This window comes from Streptomyces sp. MS19 (genome assembly GCF_047200595.1).
Lineage (GTDB): Bacteria > Actinomycetota > Actinomycetes > Streptomycetales > Streptomycetaceae > Streptomyces.
Genome location: NZ_JBJZOH010000001.1, coordinates 550,483 through 565,873, shown reverse-complemented (window position 1 = coordinate 565,873; position 15,391 = coordinate 550,483). Strand labels below are relative to the sequence as shown.

At 73.5% G+C, this 15,391-nt stretch carries 9 protein-coding genes and 1 pseudogene; 9 read left to right on the top strand and 1 reads right to left on the bottom strand.

Annotated elements, in window-relative coordinates; genetic code table 11:
- Nucleotides 1-840: pseudogene (locus ACL02R_RS02545) on the bottom strand (hypothetical protein); the annotation flags it as partial.
- 392 nt (nt 841-1,232) lie between these two features.
- Between ACL02R_RS02545 and ACL02R_RS02540 the strand changes: the two are divergent.
- The 9 genes from ACL02R_RS02540 to eccD all read left to right on the top strand — a co-directional run bounded on the left by ACL02R_RS02540 (nt 1,233) and on the right by eccD (nt 15,385).
- Nucleotides 1,233-3,797 carry a BTAD domain-containing putative transcriptional regulator gene (locus tag ACL02R_RS02540; protein ID WP_412795145.1) on the top strand — a complete coding sequence of 855 codons (2,565 nt, stop codon included), beginning with the start codon at nt 1,233-1,235 and terminating at the stop codon, nt 3,795-3,797.
- Between the two features lie 166 nt (nt 3,798-3,963).
- The gene (locus ACL02R_RS02535) at nt 3,964-4,308 is read left to right on the top strand and encodes a hypothetical protein (RefSeq protein WP_412795144.1); all 345 of its coding nucleotides are present in this window, start codon (nt 3,964-3,966) and stop codon (nt 4,306-4,308) included.
- Between the two features lie 58 nt (nt 4,309-4,366).
- The gene (locus ACL02R_RS02530; protein WP_412795143.1) at nt 4,367-4,663 is read left to right on the top strand and encodes a hypothetical protein; all 297 of its coding nucleotides are present in this window, start codon (nt 4,367-4,369) and stop codon (nt 4,661-4,663) included.
- A gap of 24 nt (nt 4,664-4,687) precedes the next feature.
- Nucleotides 4,688-5,101, top strand: coding sequence for a hypothetical protein (locus ACL02R_RS02525; RefSeq protein WP_412795142.1), 414 nt, complete (start codon nt 4,688-4,690; stop codon nt 5,099-5,101).
- A 1-nt stretch (nt 5,102) separates the two neighbouring features.
- A complete protein-coding gene (locus tag ACL02R_RS02520; RefSeq protein ID WP_412795141.1) occupies nt 5,103-6,845 on the top strand; it encodes a hypothetical protein in 1,743 nt (580 codons plus the stop codon).
- A 15-nt stretch (nt 6,846-6,860) separates the two neighbouring features.
- A complete protein-coding gene (locus tag ACL02R_RS02515; RefSeq protein WP_412795140.1) occupies nt 6,861-7,211 on the top strand; it encodes a hypothetical protein in 351 nt (116 codons plus the stop codon).
- A 258-nt stretch (nt 7,212-7,469) separates the two neighbouring features.
- Complete coding sequence (locus tag ACL02R_RS02510; RefSeq protein WP_412795139.1) at nt 7,470-9,911, top strand: hypothetical protein; 2,442 nt, start codon at nt 7,470-7,472, stop codon at nt 9,909-9,911.
- A gap of 27 nt (nt 9,912-9,938) precedes the next feature.
- Nucleotides 9,939-13,970 (top strand): type VII secretion protein EccCa, encoded by a 4,032-nt coding sequence (gene eccCa, locus ACL02R_RS02505; RefSeq protein ID WP_412795138.1) that lies wholly within the window; start codon nt 9,939-9,941, stop codon nt 13,968-13,970.
- Complete coding sequence (gene eccD / locus ACL02R_RS02500; RefSeq protein ID WP_412795137.1) at nt 13,967-15,385, top strand: type VII secretion integral membrane protein EccD; 1,419 nt, start codon at nt 13,967-13,969, stop codon at nt 15,383-15,385. Before eccCa ends, eccD begins: the two co-directional genes overlap by 4 nt.
- The last annotated feature ends 6 nt before the right edge of the window (nt 15,386-15,391 follow it).

The window sequence follows — 15,391 nt, the reverse complement described above, 5'->3', positions numbered from 1 at the left end:
CATCAGCACGCGGATGCCGTTCCGGTGGAACGCGTTCACCATGTCCTTGAACTCGCGGACGCGGTCCTCGGCGCCGGTGAAGCGCGAGTACTGCTCCTCCGGCACGTTGTAGTTCACCGGGTCGTAGCCCCAGTTGGGGACCGGCGTCCCGAAGTCGTAGGACGGCATGAGCTGGACGTGCGTGACGCCCAGCTCCTTCAGGTGGTCGATGCCGGTCGTCAGGCCCCCGTTCCGCGTGCCGGTCTCGGTGAGCCCGCCGAACGTGCCGCGCAGCTCCTCCCGCACGCCCGAGCTGGGGTCGATGGTGAAGTCGCGGACGCTCAGCTCGTACACCACCGCGTCCTCGGGGTTCTCCTGCGGCGGAGTGGCGGCCCAGCCGCCGGTGGGCTGGACGGCCGCCGCGTTCACCACGACGCCCTCGGTCGTCCCCGGCCGGACCATCTGGGCGTACGGGTCGCGCACGTCGCGGCCCGCCACCGTGAACTGGTACGGCTCGTCGTGCAGATCGCCCTCCACCACCGCCTCGTACACGTCGCTGTAGCCGTCCAGCTCCACGGGCGCGAGGGCGTGCGTGCCGCCGCCCACCTCCACCGCCACGTCGGCGCTGTCGGGGGACCAGATGCGGAACGTGGTGGCCTCCGGCGTGTGGATCGCGCCGAGCGAGTCGAGCGGCGTCGTCGGCAGGTCCACGGCGGGAACGGGAACGGGAACGGGAACGGGCGCGGCGGGCGGCGCGCCGGGCAGCAGCGCCGCGGCGGCGGCCGTGACGGCGAGCAGCGCCCGTACGGCCGCACGGCGCCGGCGGGGGGAGGGGGCGGCGGGAAGGCTGACGTCGCGCATGGCGGTCCCTTCGGATCGAGCCGTTACCCGATACGTGCCACGCCGCGCCGGGGCCTCAAGCGTCCCGACCGGGATTGACCGCGCGGGGGCGCGCCTGTGACCGGAAATGCACGGGACCGTGTCCTGGTCCGCCCGCCGGCCGCCGGACGCACCGGCGGCGGGAAAGGTTGTACGGAACGGGCTCCCGATCCGCACATCTTCCTGTAACTGTCCAGCCACACACGGAAGTTGTCGGCAAAAGACGTCCATGGCGGCCGCTCCCGCCGCTTCCGCGCGCCGGGCGCGGAAGTACAGTGAGGGCACGAGGTGCGGGCGCGGTGAACGCGGGTCCCGGGGTGGGGCGTGCCCGCGTCCGGTCCCGTTCTGTGTCCCGCGTCGGTGAGGGGTCCCCCTTGGACGTACGGCTGCTCGGTCCGGTCGAGGTGTTCGGCGACGACGGCTCCCCCGTGGCCCTGACCGCCCCCGCGCAACGCACCGTGCTCGCCGCGCTCGCGCTGCGGCCGGGCGCGCCCGTGAGCGTCGGCGAACTCGCCGCACGCCTCTGGGCGGAACGTCCCCCGCGCACCGCCGCGGCGGCCGTACGCGGCGCCGTCGCCCGCCTCAGGCGCGCCCTGCCCCCGGGCCGCGTCGTCACCGTCCCCGGCGGCTACGCCCTGCGCGCCGAGCCGCGCGAGACCGACATAGGCCGCCTCCGCGACGCCCTGGCACACGCCCGCGCCCTCGCCGCCGAGGACCCGGACCGCGCGGCGGCGGCCGTGGACCGCGCCCTCGGCCTGTGGCGCGGCACACCCCTGGGCGGCCTGCCCGACCGGGCCGCCCACGACCACGACCGCGCCACCCTGCACGGACTGCGCCTCGCCGCCGTCGAGCAGCGCGAGAAGGCACGGGCCGCCGGCCGCCGCAGAGCCACCGCCACCGCCGGATTCCCGCCCGGCATCGCCACCTTCGTCGCCCGCGCCGGGGAACTGGCGCGGGCGCGCCGCCTGCTGACCGAGGCACTCGACGCACCCGCCGTCTGCCTGGTCGACGGACCCGGCGGAGTCGGCAAGTCGACCTTCGCCGTCCGCGCCGCGCGCGAGGTCGCCGGACACTTCCCCGACGGCCTCGTCTACATCGACCTGCGCGGCGCCGACCCGCGCAACCCGCCGCTCGACGTCACCGAGGCACACCGCCTCCTCCTCGCCTCGCTCGGCGCGCCCGGCAAGGACATGCCGCAGGACCCGCGCGCGGCCGGGGCGTACTACCGCGAACGCCTCGCAGGCCGCCGCGTCCTCCTGCTGCTGGACAACGCCCTGGACGCCGCCCAGGTCGCGCCCCTCCTCCCCGCCGAGGCGGGCAGCGCCGCCGTCGTCACCAGCAGGACCACGCTCACCGGCCTCGGCGGCGGCCACCACGTCCACCTGGACACGCTGACCACGGCCGACGCCGTCACGTTCCTCCAGGCCGCCGCCGGAGTGCCCGCCGACCGGGGCGACGACGCCGAGTGGGCCGCGCTCGCCGCCCTCTGCGGCCACCTGCCGCTCGCCCTGCGCATCATCGCGGGCCGCATGTCCGCCCGCCCCGACTGGCGCGTCGCCGACTGGACGGCCCTGCTGCGCGACGAACGCCGCCGCACCGACGAACTGACCGCCGACGACGTGGACCTCCGCGCCAGCCTGATGGTCAGCATCGAGCAGCTCGCCTCGGGCCGCGAGCCGCAGGACCGCCGTGCCGCCGCCATCTTCCCGCTGCTGGGCGCCACCGCCATCCGCACGTTCTGCCCCGGCTCGGTCGCCGCGCTCACCGGCAGCACGGCGCGCGAGGCCAGGGAGGCGCTCGACCGCCTGACCGACGCGCGGATAGCGAGCAGCCCGCGCCCCGGCGCGTACACGCTGCACGACCTCGTGCGCTCCGCGTCCGTCTGGCAGGCCGCCGGGCTCCCCGCGGAACGCGCCCTCGCCGGACTCACCGGCCTGGCCCGCTGGTACCTCGGCTCGCTCCACCGCGTCAACACGCCGCTCGCCCTGTCCGACCGCTACCGGGCGCGCTACCGCGCCGGGGCGGGGCGGTTCCCGAGCGGGCAGCTCTTCACCGACGTGGACGAGTCGCTGCCCTGGGCCGACGCGGTGCTGGAGGATGTCCTGTCGCTGGCCGAGCAGCTGTCGGAGCCGGAGTACGACGAGGGGACGGCGCTGAGCGGGCGCCCGCTGTCGGACTTCGCGCTGGAGGCGGTGTCCGCACTGGAGACGTACTTCGGCATGCGGCTGAGCTGGCGGGCGCAGCGGCGGCTGTGCGAGGTGGTGCTGCGGGTGGCCGCGCGGCGCGGCGACACGTACGCGCGGGCCGTCGCGTACGGGCAGCTCGGCAAGGCCGCCGGGCAGCGCGGCGAGGGGCTGAAGGGCGCCGAGCTGCTGCGGCGCAGCATCGCGCTCTTCCAGGAGTGCGGCGAACGGGCCGACGCCATCGCGGTGATGACCAACCTGGTGCCCTGCCTGGGGTCGGCGGGCCGTCTCGACGAGGCCGTGGACGCGGCCGAACGCGCCCTGGCCGAGGCGCGGGCGGCCGGGCTGCCGGGACTGCGCCCGCAGGTGGTCAACAACCTCGCGCGCTGCCACCTGCACCTCGGGCACCACGCGGAGGCATACCGTTTATTGATGAACAACTACGGTTCGCTCACGCTGCCTTACGAAATGACCATCGCGGCGGGCGTGCTGGCCGAATACCACCTGGAGATGCGGGAATTCGAGGAAGCGGCCCGCTGGGCCGGACGGGCGTTGAGCCACGCGGCGGAGCAACCGTTCGATCCGTTCGTGGTCGCAACGCAACGCACATGGCTCGCCACCGCGTTGCGCGGTCTGGGACGGGAGGAGGCCGCCCGAGCACAGGAGATGCAGGCGCGGGCGATCCTGGAGAACCTCAACACGAGGGAGAACAGCCACCTTCGCGTCCGCATCGACGAGAAGTACGCGCGGGTCTAGGTCCCTTCCGATCCATTCCGACCTCCTGTTCCCGGTTTTCTTACCGAACTGATACACACCGGCCGCTGCGCGGACGCCGAAAGTGGTGAATCATGTCAGCAACATACGGCGGCGTATGTCTGGGTGGACCGCCGCCGGAAGCCGAGTGAGACTGTGAGGCACAGGCATGGAGTTCGAGACGATCAAGCTCGATCCGGATGACGCACGGGTGATCAAGGGCATCCTCCAGACCGCCTACCGCGACATGGGTACGGCGGCCCGCCAGATCGCCGGCATGGGCAGCATGGTCCACGAAGCCTACCGGGGCTCCGGCACCGGTCAGGCCGTGGAGAACTACGGGGACCTCGGCAAGTCCGGTGACGCGCTGAAGGCCATCCTGGAGCAGCTGGAAACCGACTTCGGCATCGTCATCACGGAGGCCGAGGAGACCGACCTCCAGTCCCAGGGCGTCGTGAACGGCGTCAACATCAACGCGATCTCCCCCGACGCCGGCGTCGTCGCCGGTATCTGACCCCGAGCACGCGTGCCGCGCCCCGACGCGGCCGCACATGCCCAAGAAAGGTGAAACCGTGATCGAGTACAAGACGTCGGGCTTCGACGGACTCGGCAACATGGCGAGGGCCCAGCGCGAGGAGTCGGAGCGCATCTGGGAGAGCGTCCGCAGCGGCATCCAGCATCTCGTGGACAACGGCTCGGTCGACCCGCAGGTCGGCCCGCTGCTGCAAGCCCGTGACGCCGAGTTCCGCCAGAAGGCCGGGCTCTTCGACGAGAGCGTCGTCGATCAGCAGAACGCCATGAACCGCGTCGCCAGCATCGGCCAGGAAGGCGGCGGCCGGATGCGACGCGCTGCCGCGGGCGGCGCCTGATACCCACGAGGGGAAGCGCTGACCATGGGTACGTTGAACATCGGCGGCTTCAACGGCGCCGAGGACGGCACGGGCAGACGCGATGGTCTCGCGTCCATGAAACAGAGCTTTGCCCAGATCGCGTCCGCCCGCGAGATGTTCGGTTCGGTGCCGAACGCCGAACGGGCGGCCGCGGCGCTGGAGACGGCGGCCCTCTCCATGCTCCGCGAGCTGGAGCGGGCCGGCGTCACCGTGGAGGACATCAAGACGAGCGCCGCCAACGCGGCGCGGATCGGCCTCGACACGGACGAGGCGTCGCGCCAGACCTTGTCCAAGGTCGATGTGCGCGATCTCAACGAATTCGACTGGAGCATGGAGGCGGCACACCCCTCCGTGCTGGAGGACCTGCCGCCGGTGCCGTACTACCCGCCGGGCGGCGAGTACTGGGGAGCGGGCTGACATGGCATCGCCTGATGCAGCGTTCAACGACGCGATCAACAAGATCCTGAGCGCCCGCTACATCCACATGCAGGCGGCCGCGGGTGCCTGGCGCGCCCTCGCGGCGGCGGCGGGCAGGGAGGGCGGTGCCCTCGCCGGCACCGCCGGCGACACCGCCGCCGAGGAGGGTGTCGGCCTGCTCGAACTCTCCGACCGCATCTCCGCGGCGAGCGGCTGGGCAGAGGGCGCGGGCCAGGCCGCGCAGCGGATCGCCGACCAGCTCCAGCAGGCGGCGGACCACTCCGCGCGCGCCGCGGAGAAGGCGCTCCAGCTCGACGACGAGTTCTTCGAGGTCGAGCAGAACCTTGAGGAACGCGTCCGTGTGATCGACGTCGGCATGGGGGTCATCCGCGCCGCCGAGGCCGCCGAGATACAGAAGACCCAGCTGAAGAACCAGGCGCTCACCGTTCTCGACAACCTCAGCGACGAGTTCGGCCGGGTCATCGGCGAGGAGCCGCCGCCCGCGCCCGAGGGCGGCGCGGGTGACGGGGTCGCGCCGACCGCCGGTGGTGGTGGCGGCGGTGGCGGTGGTGGCGTGATCGCCGGTGCCGCGGCGGCCGGTTTCGTCGGCGGAGCAGCCGGTGGCGGCCGGTCGGGGCGCGCGTCCGGCGGGGGCCGGGCGGGGTACGTCGCCCCGAACGGCTCGACGATCGGGCCGGGCGACTACCCCGGCTCCAGCGTCGTCGGTCCCGAGGGCGGTGACTTCGCGGGCTGGGTGCAGAGCCCCAGCACCGGCCACCTCGTCGATCCGGCGACCGGCCGGGAGTTCGACCCTTCCACCGGCCAGTGGATCGACCCGATCACCGGCAAGGGCTGGGGCGACGAGACCGACTACTCGGGCCGCTACGAAGGTCTGGGCAACGGTCCCGGCGCGGTCGCGGGCAGCGGGGGGATCATCCCCGGGCTCGTGGGCGCGGGCGCGCTGGTCCCCGTGGTCATCGGCAACGGCGGTGGCATCAGTGCCGGGTACGGGGGCCTGATGCCGCCGAGCATCGCCAACTCCGGTCCCGCCCGCCAGCAGATGACCCAGCAGGCCCTCCAGAACATGGGGCGGCAGGCGCGGGTCGCCAACTCGATCGCCATGCACCAGGCCGCCCAGGGCGGCCGCCCGTACACCCCGCCGCCCGGCGCGGCGGCGGCGGGCCGCTCGGGCACCCGTCCGGGGATGACCCGTCCCGGTATGGCGGGCGCCGGCCGGTTCCCCGGCGGCGGCGCCGTCGGAGCGGGCGGCGGCCGTGCCGGTGCCGTCGGCATGGGCGGTGCACGCGGCGGCATGATGCCGCCGGGAGCGGCGGCCCACGGTGGCGGCGGGCGCGGCGCCGGCGGACGCGGTGCCGGGCGCGGCGGAGGACTGGCGGGGCGGGCCACCGCCCTGCGCGAGTCCGCGGCGACGTGGCGCAGCGGTGTCCGTGACGCGACGGCGGGCAGCCGTCTGGCCGGGCGGCCCGGTGCCGCGGCGGCCCAGGCGGCGGCGCGGACCGGAGCGGCCGGTACGGCGGGCGCGTCGTCGGCGGCGGCCGGACGGGCCGGTGCCGCCGGAGCGGGCGCACGGGCCGGTGCCACGGCACCCCCCGCCGGAGCCCACACCAAGACGCAGCGCGACAGGGACGAGAAGTCCCGGAACGGCAAGCCCACCGAGCTGATCGAGGACCCCGCGGTCTGGGCCACGGACAAGACCGCCACCAAGGGTGTGCTCGGTGAATAGCAAGAGGAGACAGCAGTGAACGGCTTTGAATCGCTGGGCTATGACTCGGACGGCTTCCGCGAAGGCGGCCGGGGCAGCTTGGAGAGCGCCGACGCGGCGGAGAGCAGCCAGCGCTACCTCCGCCTGGCCGAGGTCAACCCGGCCAGCTACGCCGGGGCGACCGAGTTCCCCGCGGCGGTGCTCTCCGTGCGCGAGAAGCACATCCGCGGCACCGGCCAGGCGGCGGAGGGCCGGGAGAACATGGCCGAGTCCGACCACTACGTCGCCGACACGGGTGACGAGATGGAGATCGAGGCCCAGGCCACGGCCAGGGGCGTCTCCGTGAACGAGGTCTCCGTGGACTCGTCCGTCGCCAACGCCATCTGACGCGCCGCCCGGCGGGGGACCGCTGTCTCCCGCCGGGCGGTACGCCGTACGCGGCGCGCACCGCCCAGCGCCACAGTTCCGTGACCACCGGTGAACCCGGGGTTTCCGTTCTGCCAGGAAGGTCGCCGCGACCTTCCAGTTTCCTTCAGTCCGGGTTAACTTCCAGTCCGGAACCGCCACATCTGGCCCCCTCAAGATCATCCACGCACAGCACCGCGCGGACGACAGGGGCGACAGTGCCCCATGGGGGTGGCGGAGATGCCGGACTTCTCCTTCAGCAGCGACGAGGTCGAGGAAGTGGCGCAGAAGAAGCCGTGGACTCGGCAGCGGGAGTTCTCCGCCGAGATCAAGCCGGACGAGATGGCGGACACCGCCCTCGTGTACGCGCGCGCCGCCGGTGAGGCCGACGGCGCGGGCGACCTCGCCCGGCACGCCACCGAGGTCGCCGCCGACGCGGGCACGCTCGACGGCTCCTCCCTCGTGGACGCGGACGGCCGCATCGACGGGACGGCGCGCGGACTCCAGGGCAACGGCCGGGACATGGACCGCGTCGTCGGCTACGTCGTGCGCGCCATGAACGACGCCATCGGCGCCGAGGAGGAGGTCACGCAGCTGGTCCTCGGCGACGGCGGCCTGGAGGAGGCGCGCTCCCGCCACATCAGCGCGGCGATCCACGAATGGGAGGGCTGGGAGGCCGCCCTCCGCGCGGCCGTCGGAAAGCCGCTGACCGGGCTGGTGACGGACAACCGCGTCGGTACGCTCGACGTGACCCACGAGGGCACCACGCTCCACCTCGCCCCCGTCTCCAGGTCCGCCTTCCAGAACGTCTACGAGCTGCCCGGCAGCCTCGCCGCCGACATCAGGAAGCGGCACCTCGCCGACTGCGCCGACAGCGCCCGCGACACGGACGCCGGCATCCACGACGCCATCGGCGCCTACCGCAACCGGCTCGCCGACTACGGCCTCGAACTGGGCGACCTCGGCTACGACCTGTCCGACGGCCCCCTCGACCTGTTCACCAGCGAGAAGCAGGCACTCTGGGCCGCCGACCAGCTCTCCGGCGCACTGGGCCACGAGCCGCCCGACCCGGACGCCCTGCTGCGCTGGACCGAGACGCTCGACTCCATCGGCATCGGCGTCTACGACGACCCGCCGCACTCGACGCGCCCCCTGACCGAGGCCGAACGCGCCTACCTCGACGCGTTCTACAGCCGCCTCTCCGCCGACGACCTCGCCGCACTCGGCGCCCTCGCGGGCCAGAACGACGACGGCGACCACCCCACCCCCGGGCACTCCGCCGCCCAGCGCGTCGCCAACGGGCTGAACATGCTGCTCGACTGGCGCGTCGGCGGCCACAACCCCGCGACCGAGCCCGGCGCGATCCCCGAGGCGCTGCGCCCGTTCGTCCTGGACCACAAGGACAGCGTGCTGTTCGACCCGTCGTATCCCGTCGCGTTCGACGACGAGCTGCGGCGGTTCAACGCCTTCGGCGACCTCATGGGCGCCGCCACCGTCCCGCCGGGCGACGAGTTCGGCCGCACGCTCGCCCAGGCCGCGCTGGACGTCGGGCAGCGCACCGACGTGCAGTACGCGCTGGGCGCCACCGAGGGCGTGCACAACACGTTCAGCAGCGACCTGCTGCACAACGCGTCCCTGAACAGCGGCCTGTCCGCCGACCTGCTGAACGACGACACGTTCCGCCGCGGCCTCCTCGGTGTCACCTGGCAGGACAGCGACGGCGCGGCCGACCTCATCACCAGCGGCACCACCGTCCCGCCGGACCTCGACCACCACGACAACGCGGCGCGCGCCTACGTCGAGGCCGCCTACCACCTGTTCACCGACGCCCCCGACCACTCCGCCGACATCCTCGGCAAGGCGAACGGCCACCCGTCCGACCACACCGCCCTCCAGAGCGCCGTGTCCGACGCGGCGCTGCGCTACCTGGACCAGATCTCCAAGCCGGAGTCCGAGCACAGCGCCTTCGCCGCGGGCGACTTCCCCGGCGACGTCACCGACCCCGACCTGCTGGGCAACGACTACCGCTACTCGTTCGACCTGTCCCACGACGACAGCTCCGCCCTGTACGCGCTGCTCGCCGACATGGAGAAGCCGGTCAGGGACGAGTTCAGCACGGGCGTGGCCGCCTGGCAGGAGAAGACGGCGTACAACGCGTTCGTCAGGGACGGCGCCACGGGCCGGGGGCAGGACGACGCGTTCGCCGCGATCGGCCGCGTCGAGGGCGCCGTGCACCGCGCCGAACTCGACCAGGACATCAAGCCGGGGAGCAGCGCCCGCAACCAGTCCGCGCTGGTCGCGGGCATGGCGGCGGCCGGTACGATCATCAAGGACGCGGTCCCGTCGTTCCCCGGCAAGGTGGGCGTGGTCCTCGGCACGTACGGCCTGGCCACCGGGTTCCGCTACTCGCTGCCGCCCACCATGCCGTCGCTCGACTGGCAGGGGGAGAACGCCGCCTTCAGGAACGGTGACACCATTCCGAGGCGTCTCATCGCCGAGGCCGCCGTACAGGCCGACCACCACGGCCTCGGCGGCACCGCACTGACCGACCCGACCGACGACCACCTCAACGAGACGGACATGATCCGTTCGATCGAACGCATCGAGCACGAGTACGACTCCTACCGGGACGCGATGCAGAACGCCTACCGGGGCGAGGTCTACAGCCGCCGTACTCAATAGCTGCACCAGCAGGAGAGCCAGGACCGTATGACAGTCACGACGCCGACCACCGTCTTCCGGCGCCCCGCCCGCGCGCAGGGCCCGACGGTGCCGGAGCAGGACCTCGTCCTCAAGGCACCACCGGAACTGCCGCAGCCCGAGGACGGCAACATCTGGATGACCGCCCTGCCCGCGCTCAGCGGCCTCGGCTCCGTCCTCTACATGCTGACGATGGGGCGCGGCCCGATCGGCTACATCGTCGGCAGCATGTTCCTGGTCTCCTGCCTCGCCATGGTCATCGGCTCGGTCATACGCCAGCGCGGCTCCACGAAGACCCAGGCCCGCCAGGAACGCCGCGAGTACCTCAGGTACCTGGAGCGCACGCGCACCGACGTCCGCCGCACGGCCGCCGCGCAGCGCCAGGCGCTCCAGTGGAACTCGCCGCCCCCCGGCGCCCTGTGGTCCGTCGCCGCCAGCCGCCGCCTGTGGGAGCGCCGCTCGAACGACGCGGACTTCGGCGTCGTCCGCGTCGGCACGGGACCCCGCTACCTCGCCACCCCGCTGATCCCCGGCGACTCCGCGCCCGTCGAGGACCTCGACCCGCTGTGCGCCGTCGCGCTCAAGCGCTTCATCGAGGCGTACTCGATCGTCCCCGACCTGCCCGTGCAGGTCGCGCTGCGCCGCTTCGCCGCCATGTCCGTGACGAACGCGGGCGACGACCCGGACGGCGCGCGCGCCCTGTTCCGGGCCGTGCTCGCCCAGGCCGTCACGTTCCACTCGCCGCGCGACCTGCGGGTCGTCGTCTGCACCACCGACATCGAGGGCCCGCGCTGGGGCTGGCTCAAGTGGCTGCCGCACACGCACCACCCCGACGAGGTGGACCACGTAGGACCGGTCCGCATGATGCACGCCAGCCTCGCCGTCCTGGAGGACTGGCTCGGCGCCGAGCTGACCCGCCGCACGCGCTTCAACCGGCACGCCGAGCCCGACCCCGACCTGCCGCAGCTCCTCGTCGTCCTCGACGGCGGCCTGGTCACCGGCGGCGAGGCACTGCTCGACCCCAACGGCCTCCAGGGCGTGACCGTCCTGGACGTGGACGGCCGCGCCACCGCCCTCACCGAGGCGCACGGCGTCCACCTTGAGGTCGCCGCCGACGGCGCGCTGACCGTACGGGCCGCCGAGACGACCGACTCACTCGGCTCGGCCGACGCCCTGTCCGTCGCCGAGGCCGACGCGCTCGCCGGGCAGCTCGCGCACTTCCGCGCCGACGCCGCCGCGGCCGTCGGTGACAGCGAGGACCTGACCACCGCCGTCAACACCCTGCCCGCCCTGCTGAACATCCAGGACCCCGGCCACCTCGACCTCGAAGTCCTGTGGCGGCCGCGCCCCATGCGCGACCGCCTCCAGGTGCCCATCGGCGTCACCGCGGAGGGCAGCCTGCTCGACCTGGACATCAAGGAGTCCGCGCAGAACGGCATGGGCCCGCACGGCCTGCTCGTCGGCGCCACCGGCTCCGGCAAGTCCGAGCTGCTGCGCACCCTCGTCCTCGGTATGGCCGTCACCCACTCCAGCGACCAGCTCAACCTGGTACTGGTCGACTTCAAGGGCGGCGCGACGTTCGCCGGCATGTCGGAACTCCCGCACGTCGCCGCCGTCATCACCAACCTGGAGGACGACCTCACCCTCGTGGACCGCATGCGGGAGGCCCTGTCCGGCGAGATGAACCGCCGCCAGGAGGTCCTGCGCGACGCGGGCAACCTCGTCTCCGTCCGCGACTACGAGCGCGCCAGGCAGCGCGGCGCGAACCTCCCGCCGCTGCCCAGCCTCTTCATCGTCGTGGACGAGTTCTCCGAACTGCTCGCCCAGAAGCCGGACTTCGCCGACCTCTTCGTCCAGATAGGCCGCCTCGGCCGCTCCCTCGGCCTGCACCTGCTGCTCGCCTCGCAACGCCTGGACGAGGGCAAGCTGCGCGGCCTGGAGGCCCACCTCTCGTACCGCGTCGGCCTGCGGACGTTCTCCGAGTCGGAGAGCCGCACCGCCATCGGCGTCGTCGACGCCAACCACCTGCCGAGCGCCCCCGGCCACGGCTACCTGCGCACCGACACCACCACGCTCAAGCGCTTCCGCGCCGCCTACGTGTCCGGTCCCTACCGCACCGGCGAGGAGAACGGGAGCCTGTCGCTCGGCGGCACGATGAACGTCCGCCCGTTCTCCGCCCGCTACGTCCCCGTACCGGCCGAGCAGCTGCCGTCCGAGCCCGAACCCGAGCCGGAGCCGGACGACTTCGGCGACGGCGAGGAACTGGGCACCACCGTCCTCAGCGTCATGGTCGAGCAGATGACCGGCCAGGGCACGCAGGCCCACCAGGTCTGGCTGCCCCCGCTGGAGGAGCCGGAGACGCTCGACGCCCTCCACTCCGACCTGCGCGAACGCCCAGGACGCGGCTTCGGCGCCTCGCCCGCCATGCGGGAACTGACGCCGGTCATCGGCATCGTGGACAAGCCCTACCACCAGCGGCGCGACCCGCTGGAGCTGGACCTGACGGGCGCCGGCGGCCATGTCGCCGTCGTCGGCGGGCCGCACGGCGGCAAGTCCACCGTCGTCCGCAGCCTCATCGCCTCGCTGGCGCTGCGCCACACCCCGGTGGAAGTGCAGTTCTACTGCCTGGACTTCTCCGGCACGCTCTTCCCCTTCGCCAAGCTGCCGCACGTCGGCGGCGTCGCGAGCCGCCTGGACGCCGAGGTCGTCAACCGGACCGTCGCCGAGGTCCTGCACGTCATGGAGACCCGCGAGACGCGCTTCCGCGACCTCGGCATCGACTCCATGGCCGACTACCGCGCCGCCCGCGCCGCCGGACGCGTCACGGACGACCCGTTCGGCGACATCTTCCTCGTCGTGGACGGCTGGGCGGTGCTCCGGCAGAGCTACCCCGAGCTGGAGACGATCCTGATGAACGTGGCGGGCCGGATGCTCACCTACGGCATCCACCTCGTCATCACCGGCAACCGCTGGCTCGACATGCGGATGGGCATGCGCGACCTCGTCGGCACCAAGGTCGAGCTGCGCCTCGGCGACGCGCTCGACTCCGAGGTGGACCGCAAGGCGCAGCGCACCATCCCGGCCGGACGCCCAGGACGCGGCATCACCGCCGACAAGCTGCACTTCCTCTCCGCCGTGCCGCGCGTGGACGGCGTACGCTCCGCCGACGGGCTGTCCGACGGCGTCGCCGACCTCATCAAGCGCGTGGACAGCGCGTGGACCGGACCGCGCGCCCCCCGCGTCCGCCTGCTGCCCCTGTCGGTCACCCTCCCCGAACTGCCCGCCCCCACGGGCGTGCCCGGCCTCACCATCGGCATCGAGGGCAACCGCCTCGAACCCGTCGTCTTCACTCCGGGCGAGGAGGCCGGCCTCATCGCCATCGGCGACACCGAGAGCGGCAAGACGGCCCTGCTGCGCTCCATCGCGCACCAGATCACCGCCGCCTACCCGCCCGAGCGCGCAAAGATGATCATCCTCGACCCGCGTATGTCGATGCTCCGCGAGTTCGACGGCCCCAGCCTGCTCGGCTACGCGACCGAGCACAAACGGTCCATGGAGATCCTCGCCGGGCTCGCCGAGGGCCTGAAGAAGCGCGTGCCCACCAGCGACGTGACACCCGAGCAGCTCCGCGACCGCTCCTGGTGGAGCGGCCCCGAGATCTTCGTCCTCGTCGACGACTACGACCTCGTCGCCACATCGAGCGGCAACCCGCTGCGCTACCTCCTCGACTACCTGCCCCAGGCCCGCGGCATGGGCTTCCACATCTACCTCACCCGCCAGGCGGGCGGCGCCTCCCGGAGCCTGGGCGACCAGGTCATCAGCCGCATGAAGGAACTCAACACCCCCGCCGTCCTGATGAGCTTCCCCAAGGACGAGGTACCGCTGTGGGGCATCAAGCCCGCCCAGCGCAAGAAGGGCCGCGGCCTGCTGCTGCACCGCCGCCTCGGCAACGTGCCCGTCCAGCTCCTCCGCACCGACTCCCCCCTCAGCGCGGCCGAGCCCGCGTCCGCCGACCAGACCACCTCCAGGACCCACCCATGAGCGCCAGCACCACCTCGCAGCCCGCGGCGCCCAGCGGCGCCGACTTCGTCCGCATCGGACTCGCCGGGCCGCGCAGCCGCGCCGACCTCGCCGTCCCCGCCGCCGTGCCGCTGGCCCGGCTGATGCCCGCCCTCCTCGGCCACGCCGGGGAGGACCCCGGCACGGACGGCGGCGTCCGGCACGGCGGCTGGATCATGCGCCGCACCGACGGCACCCGCCTCGACCCCGCCGCCTCCCTGGCCGCCCAGGGCGTCGCCGAGGGCGAACTCCTCTTCCTCACCCACGGCACGGACGACGCGACCCCGCCGCTGTACGACGACGTCGTGGAGATCATCGGCGAGCACGGCGTACGCGGCTCCTGGGCCACCGCCGCCACCCGCGGCACCGCCGGGGCACTCGCGGCGGTCGGCCTCCTCGCCACCTGCGCCGCCCTCGCCGCCGCCCCCGGCCGCCTCCCCGGCTGGCTCGGCCTGGCCACCGCCCTGTTCTGCCTCGCCGTCGGCGCGCTGATGTCCCGCGCGTTCGCCGACCTCCGCGCGGGCACCTGGGCGGGCGTCCTCGCCGCGCCCCCCGCGATGCTCGGCGCCGTACGGCTCCTCGGCACGGACGAGGGCACCGTCGGCGGCTTCACCGCCGGCCACCTGCTGCTCGCCTGCGCCGTCCTGGCCGCCGTCGGCGCGGTCGGACCCGTGCTCGTCGGCGGCGGCGACGGCACGTTCGCCGCCCTCGTCGTCGCCGGGCCGCTCGCCGCCGTCGGCGCGCTCCAGTGCGCCGTCTGGGACGTCTCCGCCGTACGCGCCGCGTCCGTCGCCGCGCCCCTCGCGCTCGCGCTGACCACGCTGTGGCCCACCGTCGCGCTGCGCATCGCCCGCATCCCCGCGCCGCAGGTCGCCGCGACCGTCGAGGAGCTGGAGGCCCTGCCCAGCCAGCTCGAACACGACCGCCTCACCTCGCGCGTCGAACGGGCCAGGCAGCTCCTCACCGGCATGCTCGTCGGCAGCCACGTCGTCGCGGGCACCGGCACCCTCGTCCTCCTCGGCGGCGGCGACCGCTGGGCGCGGATACTGGCGGGCGTCCTGATCGTGCTGACGCTGCTGCGCTCCCGGCTGTTCAAGGAGAAGAGCCAGACCGCCGTGCCGCTGCTCACCGCGCTGGTCACCGCCGTCGGCGCGGCTGCCGTCCTCGTCACCGACAGGGCCGGCGAGAAGATGGCGCTGCTCGGCGTCATCTTCCCCCTGGCCCTGCTGATCGCCCTGGTCGCCGGCTCCGTCGGCCTCGCCGCCGGGCGCTACCGGCTCAACCCGCGCGTCTCGCGGGGCCTCGACATGCTGGAGACGACGATCCTGCTCGCCGTCGTCCCCCTCGTCCTCGCCGTCTGGGACGTCTACACCGCCCTGCTCGACCTGCGGGCGTGAGGAGCC

Excerpts from the sequence above, each read along its gene's own strand:
- eccCa (WP_412795138.1), top strand. The coding sequence starts at position 9,939 with ATGACAGTCACGACGCCGACCACCGTCTTCCGGCGCCCCGCCCGCGCG.
- ACL02R_RS02525 (WP_412795142.1), top strand. The coding sequence starts at position 4,688 with ATGGGTACGTTGAACATCGGCGGCTTCAACGGCGCCGAGGACGGCACG.
- eccD (WP_412795137.1), top strand. The coding sequence starts at position 13,967 with ATGAGCGCCAGCACCACCTCGCAGCCCGCGGCGCCCAGCGGCGCCGAC.
- ACL02R_RS02510 (WP_412795139.1), top strand. The coding sequence starts at position 7,470 with ATGCCGGACTTCTCCTTCAGCAGCGACGAGGTCGAGGAAGTGGCGCAG.
- ACL02R_RS02520 (WP_412795141.1), top strand. The coding sequence starts at position 5,103 with ATGGCATCGCCTGATGCAGCGTTCAACGACGCGATCAACAAGATCCTG.
- ACL02R_RS02535 (WP_412795144.1), top strand. The coding sequence starts at position 3,964 with ATGGAGTTCGAGACGATCAAGCTCGATCCGGATGACGCACGGGTGATC.